Source organism: Flavobacterium hydrocarbonoxydans (assembly GCF_009789235.1).
GTDB classification, from domain to species: domain Bacteria; phylum Bacteroidota; class Bacteroidia; order Flavobacteriales; family Flavobacteriaceae; genus Flavobacterium; species Flavobacterium hydrocarbonoxydans.
Map to the genome: position 1 here is coordinate 148,004 of NZ_WSTB01000001.1, position 12,180 is coordinate 160,183.

At 34.8% G+C, this 12,180-nt stretch carries 14 protein-coding genes; 13 read left to right on the plus strand and 1 reads right to left on the minus strand.

Annotation, left to right across the window (positions count from 1 at the left end; translation table 11 throughout):
* Positions 1–63 precede the first annotated feature (63 nt).
* The 10 genes from tpiA (at position 64) to GON26_RS00685 (ending at position 7,261) form a co-directional block, all read left to right on the plus strand.
* Entirely contained in the window at positions 64–816 is a 753-nt protein-coding gene (gene tpiA, locus GON26_RS00640; protein WP_160372809.1) for a triose-phosphate isomerase, read from the plus strand.
* A 182-nt stretch (positions 817–998) separates the two neighbouring features.
* The gene (gene prmA, locus GON26_RS00645) at positions 999–1,832 is read left to right on the plus strand and encodes a 50S ribosomal protein L11 methyltransferase (RefSeq protein WP_160372810.1); all 834 of its coding nucleotides are present in this window, start codon (positions 999–1,001) and stop codon (positions 1,830–1,832) included.
* 30 nt (positions 1,833–1,862) lie between these two features.
* Positions 1,863–2,138: an ATP-dependent Clp protease adaptor ClpS gene (locus GON26_RS00650; RefSeq protein ID WP_160372811.1), complete on the plus strand. Its 276-nt coding sequence runs from the start codon at positions 1,863–1,865 to the stop codon at positions 2,136–2,138.
* Between the two features lie 283 nt (positions 2,139–2,421).
* On the plus strand, positions 2,422–2,874 hold the full coding sequence (locus GON26_RS00655; RefSeq protein ID WP_160372812.1) for a 2-dehydro-3-deoxyphosphooctonate aldolase: 453 nt from the start codon (positions 2,422–2,424) through the stop codon (positions 2,872–2,874).
* A gap of 20 nt (positions 2,875–2,894) precedes the next feature.
* Entirely contained in the window at positions 2,895–3,695 is an 801-nt protein-coding gene (locus GON26_RS00660) for an arylamine N-acetyltransferase family protein (protein ID WP_202110808.1), read from the plus strand.
* 51 nt (positions 3,696–3,746) lie between these two features.
* A complete protein-coding gene (locus GON26_RS00665) occupies positions 3,747–3,896 on the plus strand; it encodes a hypothetical protein (RefSeq protein WP_160372813.1) in 150 nt (49 codons plus the stop codon).
* Complete coding sequence (locus GON26_RS00670; RefSeq protein WP_160372814.1) at positions 3,880–4,377, plus strand: DUF6169 family protein; 498 nt, start codon at positions 3,880–3,882, stop codon at positions 4,375–4,377. The genes GON26_RS00665 and GON26_RS00670 overlap by 17 nt, the downstream gene beginning before the upstream one ends.
* Before the next feature lie 244 nt (positions 4,378–4,621).
* Positions 4,622–5,440: a 3-deoxy-8-phosphooctulonate synthase gene (gene kdsA / locus GON26_RS00675; RefSeq protein ID WP_160372815.1), complete on the plus strand. Its 819-nt coding sequence runs from the start codon at positions 4,622–4,624 to the stop codon at positions 5,438–5,440.
* A gap of 21 nt (positions 5,441–5,461) precedes the next feature.
* Positions 5,462–6,361 (plus strand): hypothetical protein, encoded by a 900-nt coding sequence (locus tag GON26_RS00680; protein WP_160372816.1) that lies wholly within the window; start codon positions 5,462–5,464, stop codon positions 6,359–6,361.
* 222 nt (positions 6,362–6,583) lie between these two features.
* Positions 6,584–7,261, plus strand: a complete 678-nt coding sequence (locus GON26_RS00685) for a YiiX family permuted papain-like enzyme (RefSeq protein ID WP_160372817.1) — start codon at positions 6,584–6,586, stop codon at positions 7,259–7,261.
* A gap of 454 nt (positions 7,262–7,715) precedes the next feature.
* Here GON26_RS00685 and GON26_RS00690 read toward each other — a convergent pair whose 3' ends face one another.
* A complete protein-coding gene (locus GON26_RS00690; protein ID WP_160372818.1) occupies positions 7,716–9,116 on the minus strand; it encodes a M20/M25/M40 family metallo-hydrolase in 1,401 nt (466 codons plus the stop codon).
* Between the two features lie 619 nt (positions 9,117–9,735).
* Between GON26_RS00690 and GON26_RS00695 the strand changes: the two genes are divergently transcribed.
* Genes GON26_RS00695 through GON26_RS00705 form a run of 3 tightly spaced genes read left to right on the plus strand, consistent with a single transcriptional unit; the run spans position 9,736 to position 12,127 of the window.
* On the plus strand, positions 9,736–10,494 hold the full coding sequence (locus tag GON26_RS00695; protein WP_160372819.1) for an MlaE family ABC transporter permease: 759 nt from the start codon (positions 9,736–9,738) through the stop codon (positions 10,492–10,494).
* A gap of 1 nt (position 10,495) precedes the next feature.
* Positions 10,496–11,275: an ABC transporter ATP-binding protein gene (locus GON26_RS00700; protein WP_160372820.1), complete on the plus strand. Its 780-nt coding sequence runs from the start codon at positions 10,496–10,498 to the stop codon at positions 11,273–11,275.
* A gap of 33 nt (positions 11,276–11,308) precedes the next feature.
* Positions 11,309–12,127: an MlaD family protein gene (locus GON26_RS00705; RefSeq protein ID WP_160372821.1), complete on the plus strand. Its 819-nt coding sequence runs from the start codon at positions 11,309–11,311 to the stop codon at positions 12,125–12,127.
* The last annotated feature ends 53 nt before the right edge of the window (positions 12,128–12,180 follow it).

Below are 12,180 nucleotides of genomic sequence, written 5' to 3' on the forward strand. Positions count from 1 at the left end.
AATTGCAAACGTCAATGGCAATTGTAAAATTTAAAATAAAAACAAAAAATAAAAACTACCAAAATGAGAAAAAAGATTGTTGCAGGAAACTGGAAAATGCATAAAAATGCTGGACAAACTCAAGAATTACTAGACGAATTAATTGCTAAAATACCAGCTCAAACTACCGCTCAGGTAATTGTAGCACCAACATTTGTTAACCTGCAAGCTGCTGTTGCAAAAGTAAAAAATACAACTATCGGAGTTTCGGCTCAGAATGTTCATCAGGCTGAAGGTGGTGCTTTTACTGGAGAAATCTCTGCTGAAATGTTGACTAGCATTGGTGTAAACACTGTAATTTTAGGTCACTCTGAGCGTAGAGCAATTTTTCACGAAAGTGACGCACTAATTGCTTCAAAAGTGGATACCGCATTGACTCATGACATGACTGTAATTTTCTGTTTTGGTGAGGAATTAAAAGACCGTCAATCTGGAAATCATTTTAATATTGTTGAAAATCAATTGCGTGACGGAATTTTCCATATCGCAAAAGAATCCTGGTCAAAAGTTGTTTTGGCTTACGAGCCAGTTTGGGCAATTGGAACCGGAGAAACTGCTTCGCCGGAACAAGCACAGGAAATGCACGAATTTATCAGAGAAACGATCCGTAAAGCTTTTGGAAACGATATTGCTGACGAAGTTTCTATTTTGTACGGTGGTTCTGTAAAACCGGATAACGCCAAAGAAATCTTCTCTAAACCAGATGTTGATGGTGGTTTAATTGGAGGTGCTGCATTAAAAGCGGATGATTTCTTAGCTATTGTTACGGCTATCTAATTTTAGATTTTAGTCCCGATAGCTATCGGGATTAGATTTTAGATTTTGAAATCCTGCCTATATAAAAAAGCGTTCGCTGTGCGAGCGCTTTTTTAGTTTTAAATAATTCTTAATTTAAAAATGTTCGCCAGTTTTTTAGGCAACATCTCCATTCTATTACTACCTTTGCAAAAAAATTATTTATGTCGAATATATATTTAGGGTATCATTTTACGATTGAACCCAAAGAACCAGGATCAGAAATTTTAATTGCTGAATTGGGCGAAAAAGCATTTGAGACTTTCACAGAAACAGAAAACGGAATCTCGGCTTTTGTGAAAAAAGATTTGTGGGATGAAAATATATTGGATGATATTTATATTTTACAATCGGAGGAATTTAAAATTGAATATACGGTTGAAGAAATCGATCAGGTAAACTGGAACGAGGAATGGGAAAAAAATTTCGAACCAATTGATGTGGACGGTAAATGCCACGTACGCGCTCCTTTTCATCCCAAAACAGATGCCGAATTTGATATTGTAATCGAGCCAAAAATGAGTTTCGGAACCGGTCATCACGAGACGACTCACATGATGATTCAGCATTTACTGGAGATTGATGTGACTGGAATGAAAACTTTAGACATGGGTTGCGGAACCGCGATTTTGGCTATTTTGGCCGAAATGAAAGGGGCTCAGCCAACGGATGCCATTGATATTGATAACTGGTGTTATTTGAATTCTATCGAAAATGCAGAACGCAATAACTGTAAGCATATTACCGTTTACGAAGGTGATGCTGCCTTATTAAAAGGCAAAAATTACGATTTGATTATTGCCAATATCAACCGTAACATTTTACTCAATGACATGCAAAGTTATGTTGATTGCCTGAACCCAAAGGGTATTTTGCTTTTGAGTGGTTTTTACGAAGAAGACATTCCGTTTATTGATGCTTCCTGCACCGAAAAAGGATTGACTTATGTTAAAAAGTTTCAAAGAAACAACTGGGTCTCATTAAAATACGTAAATTAGTTATTACAACAGTACAAAAACCTAAAAAACATGAGTACTAAAGAAAAAATAAGAGAAAAAGTCCGGGAAAAAGAAGCCGTTGGTTTTAATAACGAAATCATTGTTTATAACGACGATGTAAACACTTTTGATCACGTAATTGATACTTTAATGCGCGTATGCCATCATACTCCCGAACAGGCAGAACAATGTTCGCTAATTGTACATTACAACGGAAAATGCACCGTAAAGACGGGGCCAATGGACAAACTGAAACCGCAATGTACACAGCTATTGGAAGCTGGACTGAGCGCTGAGATTGTTTAGATTATAACTCTTTTGAAAAAACATTCTATTTTATTCTATATTTGGATACAATAGAATGTTTTTTTTTTGAAAACATTTTTACTGGCACAATATCTGATTGCTGTAGATATTTTTAAGACTTAATTGAAAAACTTAATAAATAGCTTACTGATTGAACTAATGAAACTGATTTTTAGCTATATATAATTTAAAATAGGTTTGAATTTGTGTGTAAGTTTGACTGTTTATTATGTTTGGGTCCTGACCAAAAACCTTTTACATTTGTATTAAATACTAACCCACCATGAAAAAAATAGCATTTTTTATCGTTTTAATGATTACCGCAACTTCGTGTATCAGTACCAAATCTACTTTGAAAAATGTAGATGATAATGCTCCCGATTTGGTTTTAACCAAAAACAACACCTTTGCGATTACTTTATTCAGCAAAGACAAAAAATACGGTTACCATCCTGATTATCCTGTAAATATATTTTTTAGAAATACCAGAGACGAAGCACTTAACGAAACCCGTTTTCTGAATGCTTTGGCTGGACCAAACGGTGAAAAAATAACCTACAGCAGACTCGAAACCTGTTGCCCCTTCCCGACCAAAAGAAGCGATATGGGCGCTGGCTTCCTGAATGTTTACGAACTAAAATGGGACGGACAAAAGAAACCTGTTATTCTATATTTGAATATTTATGAAAAAGGTATTTTGATGGTTCCGATGGGATTGAGTTTGAAGAAGGAGTAATTAAATTTGATTTGCGAAACATGGAAAAGTCAAAAAACCAGTATAAAATTGAAGCTCCAGGTTTTAATTTACAGCAATATTTAGACAGAATTCAGTTTTCTGGAGCGATTGAATTGAATCTTGAAGGTATTACAAAACTAATGCGAAGCCAATTATTTAGTGTCCCTTTTGAAAATATTGATGTGCAGGCTGGTAAAGTTATTTCGTTGCATGGTGACGATATTGTAGATCAGATTGTAAATAAAAACCGCGGGGGTTATTGCTATCAGATTAATGGTCTGTTTTCTTTGGCTCTACAGGAAATTGGGATTCCGCATTATTATATTGCAGCCCGCCCTTTGGTAAATCCGGGGCAAAATGCTAAAACACATTTTGGAATCATTGCAACCATCGAAGATGAAGACTATTTGATTGATTTGGGTTTTGGCGGCAATAGTATTCGGAAACCACTGAAACTAAGTGAAACTGATACTGAAATTCAGCATGATTATGATACTTTTACTTTGGTCAAGACTGAAGAAGATGACTATTTACTTCAGGTTTTGATTGGTAAAGAATGGTCAAATTTGTATTCTTTTGATCTGGCACCGCAGAGATGGATTGATTTTAAACCTGCAAATTATTATAATTACTCGCATCCTGATTCCTTTTTTGTACAGAACCTGATTGTTGTTTTGCAAAATCCTCTTGGTAAAAAAATAGTGTTTAAAAATTCGATTAAATCGGTAATAAACGGTGTGAGTGAAGTTGTTTCTTTTGAAGAAGAAAAACTGAAAGCTATTTTGGAATCTGAATTTAAATTGAAAAATATTGATTTTTAATTTTTACATAAAAAATTAATTTTATTACAATTTTATTTATAAATTTGTAGTATGAAAAAGATTACAACAAATAAACAAGCTGTATTAAACTCTTTAGCCAAAATGGTTGCTAATAAAGATACAGTGCGTTTGTTCTTGCAAGGCAAAACCTCTGCCGAAGCTTTAAAACAAAAAGGAATTACTCTTGCCAAACCTCTATAACTATTCTTTTTGCGAGGATTCTCAATTCTATTATTTCATTACAAAAAATAATATAGAATATCGTGTTGCATTTATCATTGATGAAACATTTAGTGCTGTTTCTGGATTAGAAATCAATAATATCTTTCAAATTATTATTGAAAAAGCTAATTTTGATGAAACAGAGAAACTTGATATTTTAGTTTCGGCTACGATCAAAGTAATAATTTCATCCTTTTTTGAAAACTCACAAAATTCTATTATTTATGTTTGCGATGATAAAGATAAAAAGAGTCAAAAAAGGTTTAATGTTTTTAATCGCTGGTATCAAAAAAGCGGTTTAATAAAAACCATAACCAAAGTTGATAATATAATTATCTGTCAAACGGAAAATGAAAACTTTTCTATTTATTCTTCGCTTTTGTATCATCAGGATAACCAAAATAAAGATACCATTCTGGAAGTTTACAATACTATACAAGAAATTTTGAACGATAAATAGAATTATAAAAACATAATTCCACGAGTGCCCTAGCCCTGATAGCAGCGAAAATCCTTTTTTGAGAAAGCCTATTTTTTCTGGTTTTTGCAGAGCGACCGGAGGAAGCTCCTGCAAAGACCAAGAAAAAAAGGGTTTGGAGAAAAAGATTGCAGCGGATAGCAGGATGAGCTTCTTAAAAAAAACTTAAATCAGGAACCGTAAATAGTAAATCATAACTACCTTTGCACTGTTTAAAAAACATACTATGAACATACAAGATATTCCTCAAATTAAGCATACTGATAGTGGTAACTTCTTTTTATTGGCGGGTCCTTGCGCTATTGAAGGTGAAGAAATGGCTCTTAGAATTGCCGAAAAATTAGTTGGTATTACCGACAAACTTCAGATTCCTTACGTTTTTAAGGGGTCGTTTAAAAAAGCGAACCGTTCCAGAATTGATAGTTTTTCGGGAATTGGTGACGAAAAAGCATTAAAAATTTTAAGAAAGGTTTCGGAAACTTTTCATATTCCGACTGTTACGGATATTCATACGAATGAAGATGCAGATATGGCGGCGCAATATGTTGATGTGCTTCAGATTCCTGCTTTCCTGGTGCGTCAGACTGATCTTGTTGTGGCTGCTGCCAATACAGGAAAAGTGGTAAACCTGAAAAAAGGACAATTTATGAGTCCGGAAAGTATGAAACACGCTGTACAAAAAGTTTTGGATTGCAATAATCCACACGTGATGGTTACGGATCGTGGAACAATGTTTGGCTACCAGGATATGATTGTGGATTATCGTGGTATCCCTACAATGCAACAATATGCTACAACGGTTCTGGATGTTACGCACTCGCTGCAACAACCTAACCAAACTGCCGGTGTGACTGGCGGAAGACCTGATATGATTGAAACTGTTGCCAAAGCGGGTATTGCTGTAGGTGTTGACGGTATTTTTATCGAAACACACTTTGACCCTGCTAATGCAAAAAGTGATGGGGCTAATATGCTTCATTTGGACTATTTTGAAGGTCTAATGACAAAACTAGTTGCCATTAGAAAAACAGTTAATTCATTCTAATATCTAAGATCAATATATTCATTGAAAAATAAATTTTTATTCTTGCCTTTTTTCCTAATGTGTTTTGCTGTAAATACATTTGCTCAGGAAGAAATTGCAATACAAGATAAATATACAGCACACAATAAAGGAAAGTTCTTTGTATCCTGGGGTGGCAATAGAGATAGTTATTCTAAATCTGATGTGACTTTTCGAGGGAAAGATTACAACTTTACGGTTGATAATATGAAAGCCCACGATAAGCCAAAAGGCTGGCATGTTGATTATATTAATCCGGCGAGAATGACGATTCCGCAAACGAACCTGAAATTTGGTTATTTTATAAATGATCATTACAGTGTTGCGATTGGTGTTGACCACATGAAATATGTGATGACACAAAATCAAATTGCTAATGTTACGGGTACTATTAATCTGCCTGAAGATCAGCCTGGTTCAATTTATAATGGTGATTACAACAATACACCTGTAGATATGTCTCAAGGTGGTGCTGAGGAAGGTGGTAATAATGGAAATGGTACTGCTTTTTTAATGTACGAGCATACTGATGGTTTAAATTACATCAATACCGAAGTTTCCAGACATGATGATGTTTCGAAATGGTTTGGTTTACCTAATATTGATAAAGTGCAGATTAACTTAACCGAAGGTTTAGGCGGTGGAATTTTATATCCTAAAACCAACACGACATTGTTAGGAAAAGAACGTCATGATGATTTTCATGTTTCCGGATACGGTGTTTCGGCAAAAGCGGGTATCAACTTTACTTTTTTCAAACATTTCTATCTTCAGGGTGAGTTAAAAGGTGGTTACATCAATATGCAGGACATTAGAACGACACAAAGTTCTGATGACAGTGCATCGCAGGATTTCTTTTTCTTTCAGCGCATTATTGCTGTAGGAGGAATTTTTAGAATCTAATATTTTATAAAATATATGTAAAAAATAGTTATCAATGTGGTAACTATTTTTTTTGTCTTTTATTTGCTTAGTTTTATAGACCACGAATCTAACAGATTAAACTGATTTACACCGGTGTTTTAAATTGCATTTTTTTCAGTGAAAATCTGTTTAATCTGTTAAATCAGCGGGCTATTATTTATTTTACAAGGAAATACAACAACCAATACTGTTAATTTAAACATGAAAAAACCTAAATATCTTTTTCTCGGAATTACTTTTCTAATTAGTTTCTGTTGTGCTTTGTATGTTACCCTATTAGTTTTTCCTATTAGTTCCTTTTCGCAATCTAAAGCTGAAAACGGATTATTAGAAAAAATTCAGGATGGTGATATCATTTTCCAAACTTCAGAGTCCAGTCAGTGTGAAGCGGTTAGAATTGCAACAAATTCTAAATTTTCGCATTGCGGAATTATTTATGTCATGGATGGAAAAAAGTTTGTTTTTGAAGCGGTTCAGCCCGTAAAAATCACGCCACTAACAGACTGGATCAAACACGGAAGAGATCAAAAAATTGTGGTTAAAAGATTAAAAAATGCTGAAACGGTATTGAGTCCGATACTGCTTAAAGAGATGAAGAATTACGGCAGTCAGTTTAAGGGAAAAGAATACGATTCTTTTTTTGAATGGTCTGATGAAAGGATTTACTGCTCAGAATTGGTTTGGAAAATCTATAAAAATGGTGCCGGAATCGAATTATGTCCTTTGCATGAGCTGAAAGAATTTAATTTGACTGACCCAAGAGTACAGATCATTTTAAAGGAACGCTACGGAGATGCAATTCCATTGGAAGAAAAAGTGGTTGCGCCTTCTAATCTTGTGGAATCTGATTTATTGAAGACGGTTGTTGATACTTATTGATTTTTATCTAAAAAACTCTTATAAACTCTCCAAAAAAAGTTACACACTATTTGTTAACGTACGCACCACAATAAGTTAGCATACAAATCCATAAAAAAAAGCTGCAGGAATTTATTTTCTTAAAGCTTTTTTTTTGTGAATAAAACGATCGTTACATTCATTCTTGTAGCAATTTTTTTCTTATTTTTTATTTTGCTACAAAAAGTGTAGCAATTTTATTTATGTTTTTATTTTTGCTACAGAAAGTGTGTCAAATTTTAATTAGTTTTTTATTTTGACACAAAACTTGTGACAAATTTTATTTAGTTTATTTTTTTTCACAGAAGTTGTGATATTATTTTTTAAAAATAAATCCTGTCACAGCTTACCATACAGTGGTGTCTCCTTCATGAAAGAAATCTGCATAAAAAAAGCCACTCGTAAAAGTGGCTTTTATTTTGAATATTTTCAGAAATTAATTTGTCCCCGTGGCAGCAGGAAGTACAATTCCGTTTTGATCTACAAGATATATTAATGAAGCCATAGTTGCTGCACCCAATTCCAGTTCTCTTTTATTGATAGCATCAAATTTATCATTTGCGGCATGGTGATAATCGAAATAACGCTGCGAATCTGGTTTTAAACCTGCTTTTACCAAAGTTTTAGAATTGGTCAAAGGATCAATATCAGAGCCAGCATGTCCAATGGTAAAACTGTGTACCAAATACGGCTCAAAAAAGTCTTTATACCCCTGAATTTTTTTCAGGTTTGCGTCATCTGCATCAATAGAAAATCCTCTTGGTGTAAATCCGCCTGAATCACTTTCCAAAGCAAAAATGTGGTTTTCGTGGTTTTGTTTCGAAATCTCCTCGTATTTTTTTCCGCCTCTCATTCCGTTTTCTTCATTCATAAACAATACTACACGAATCGTATTTTTAGGTTTATAATCGAAACTTTTCAGAATGCGGACTACTTCCATACTTTGCACTACTCCTGCTCCATCATCATGCGAACCATCGGCCAAATCCCATGAATCTAAGTGACCACCCACAACCATAATGTTTTCCGGATGTTCTTTTCCGGTAATTTCTCCAATTACATTATAAGACAAAACATCTGGTAAAGTTTCGCAGGATTGTTTGAAATAGAATTTTAAATTTGGATTGTTTTTTAAAGACTCGCTTAACAATTCAGCGCCATTGGTACTGATAGCGGCTGTTGGAATGTATTCTTCTTTTGGTAAATCGCCATAACTTTGATTTCCTGTATGTGGGAAATCGTCCAGACGCAAGTTCATCGAACGCACAATTGTTCCTACTGCTCCTAATTTTGCTGCTTCTTTTGCACCTGCATATCTTTGGTCAACACAAGCTCCGTAAGAAGTAAAGGTTTCAATGTTTTCAGGATTCATGGGTCTGTTGTAAAAAACAATTTTCCCTTTTACTTTATCGCCTAAGGCTGCTAATTCTTTGATTCCCTGCACTTCAATAACTTCAGCAGTAAGACCTGTTTTTGGTGTTGCAACCGAGCTTCCTAAAGCGCAAATTGGCACTACCGTTTTGGTTTTATTATCTAAAATATAAGCTGTTTCTTTTTCTCCGCGTACCCAATGCGGCACCATTACTTCCTGCAAATACACTTTGTCAAGTCCTAAGGCCTCTAATTGTAATTTGGTATATTGAACCGCTTTTGCCGCGTTATCAGATCCGGATAAACGGCTCCCGATGTCATTTGACAAATATTCTAACCAAGTATAACATTTAGAATCGGTTAAGGCTTTTTTGTAGAATGATTTAATGTTTTTCTCATCATTTGATTGTGCAAATGAGGTCAATCCGCTTAAAACTAAGACAGTTAAAAGAGTTGCTTTTTTCATACGTTAATTGTGTTTTTTGGGGTTATTTCATGCTTTAAAAAAATAATTCAGGACAAAGCTACAGACTAATTTGCTATCGAAAGCTCCGCCAGAGCCCCATCTAAATTTTTATCATACTTAAAGCATAACAAAGAAACAAAATTCCGGAGAACTCCTTTGTCTTTTTGGCAATCCTTTTCAGGAAACTGAATTAATTTTAACAGATAAGCCTAAAATTGTCTTTTTGATAGTTCTCAAAAGTATTCTAATATATGCTAATCTGATTAGACTCCAATCAGAGAATCGATGCCTCTACTTTTGATTTTCTTTTAATCTGAATCACACCAAATCTGACATTAAAAATTGATTCAAATTCTCGACAAAAACATCCTTTTTACACCAAAAACAACTAAACTATTTAGACAATCAACGTGACAAATCCTGATTACAAAAGACACAATCAACTAATAATCAATAAACAAAACCTATTACACTTGATTTTTTCCAATGATAATTATATAAACTTCAACAAAAGTTCTGTAATTTTTTTTGGTTACTATGGGAGTAATTTTCAACTATAAATAAGGAAGATTTTTTTCATTAAAATAAAACTCTTTTTCATCACCAAAAACTAACTATTTTGATACTCACAATAAAGAAAACATTCGACGATATAGGCAGTGTAACCTTGTTTGCTGGCAAATTTTTTAAGGAGGTTTTTATTCCGCCTTACGAATTCAAGGAGTTCCTGAAACAGTGTTATATCATTGGTTACAAATCATTGCCTTTGGTAGCTATTACAGGTTTTATCATGGGTCTGGTACTCACGTTGCAATCGCGTCCGACCTTGGTAAAATTTGGAGCCGAATCCTGGTTACCCGGAATGGTAGCCCTATCACTAATACGTGAGATTGCTCCCGTGATTACCGCATTGATTTGTGCCGGAAAAGTATCTTCAGGCATTGGTGCCGAATTAGGTTCGATGAAGGTAACCGAACAAATTGATGCCATGGAGGTATCGGCCATTAATCCTTATAATTATTTGGTTGTAACCCGCATTTTAGCCACAACTTTAATGGTGCCGATATTAGTATTCTTTGCCGATGCAATCGGGATATTGGGTGGCTATTTCGGAATTAATATTCACGGCGATGTGACTTTGTATCATTTTCTGGCTCAGATATTTCAGTCATTGGAATTTCTAGACGTCATTCCAGCCACCATCAAGACTTTTTTCTTTGGTTTTTTTATTGGAATGATCGGATGTTATAAAGGGTTTAATGCCTCTAACGGAACCGAAAGTGTGGGGAAAGCAGCCAACTCAGCAGTAGTTACGGCATCGTTAGCCATTTTTATAATCGATATGGTAGCTGTTCAAATAACCGATTTATTCATGTAAGATGATTGAGGAAAAAGAAAATATAGCAACAAAAGCAAAAGCAAAAGAGCAGCGTACGATGATTGAAATCAAGGATTTGCATAAAACCTTTGGTGGAGAGAATCACGTTTTGCAAGGTGTAAATCTTACGGTAAACAAAGGTGAGGATTTAGTGATTTTAGGACGTTCCGGTTCCGGAAAATCCGTAACCATAAAATGTATTGTGGGATTGATTGAACCTGATAAAGGCGAAATAAATGTCTTTGGCGAAAATGTACTTCACTTAAACAAAAGTGAACTCAATGAAATCAGAGTCCGAATTGGTTTTTTGTTCCAAAGCGGCGCCTTGTACGATTCGATGTCGGTTAGGGAGAATTTAGCTTTTACCTTAAGAAAACACCAAAGAGATTTAAGTAAAGATGAAGTTGAAAATCAGGTGATAGAAGCTCTCGAAAGTGTGGGTCTGGCTGATGCTATCGACAAAATGCCTTCTGAATTATCGGGTGGAATGCAAAAGAGAATTGGCTTAGCCAGAACATTAATCCTGAAACCCGAAATTATTTTGTACGACGAACCCACAACTGGTTTAGACACCATAACGTCCAGGGAAATCAGCGAACTGATTTTGGATATCAAACACAAACGCAAAACAACATCTATCATTATCACACACGATATGGCTTGCGCCAAACTCACTGCCGATAGAATTATGGTTTTAAAAGAAGGTGTGATTCACGCCGAAGGAACATACGAAGAACTGGAAAAAAGCGACGACGAATGGGTGCGTTCGTTTTTTGAATAAAACAAAAAATAAAAATAAAAAACACTAGAAATCATGGATAAGCAATCTGGATATACTTGGAAATTAGGAATGTTTGTATCAATAGGATTATTGCTTTTTATAATGGCAATATATTTTATTGGTAAACAAAAAAACCTTTTTGGTTCAACATTTCGCATTACATCAACTTTTAAAACCGTAAGCGGTTTAGAGATTGGCAATAATGTTCGTTTTTCAGGAATTAATGTAGGTACTGTCGAAGAAATTCAATTAGTCAACGATTCCTCTGTTACGGTGGCCATGGTCATGAAAGAAGAAGTTCGTGAATTTATTAAAACTGATGCTAAAGCCAGTATAGGTTCGGATGGATTAATGGGTGACAAAGTACTAACGATCACTCCGGGTGTAAAATCTAAAAAAGTGATAGAGAATAATGGCCAAATTGCCTCTCTAAGCGGAATTGAAATGAACGACATCATGAAAAGTGTCAAAAAAAGCATGGATAATGTTGGGGTTATTTCAGAAGAGTTGGCCGTTTTCAGTCACAGTATGAACAATGGTAATGGAGCTCTGGCAAGACTGGTACGTGATCCGGGAATGGCAAATGCTATGGATCAAACCATTAGTAATCTTGAAAAAGGAACAAAAGGTTTTAGTGAAAACATGGAAGCGGCAAAAAGCAATTTTCTTTTAAAAGGCTATTTCAAGAAAAAAGAAAAAGAGAAAGAAAAAAAACAGGAAGAACTGAAAGAGAAACAAGAAGAACAGCAGGAAAAAGCAGAGAAAGAGAAAGAAGAAGCTGCTGAGAAAAAAGCCGAAGCTGAAAAAGAAAAAAAGGAAGAAGCTGAAAAAAAGGCAAAAGAAAAAAGCTAATAATTCCAGCCCAATAACAAAATTGTATGCCAGCCAGCATACAATTTTTGTCT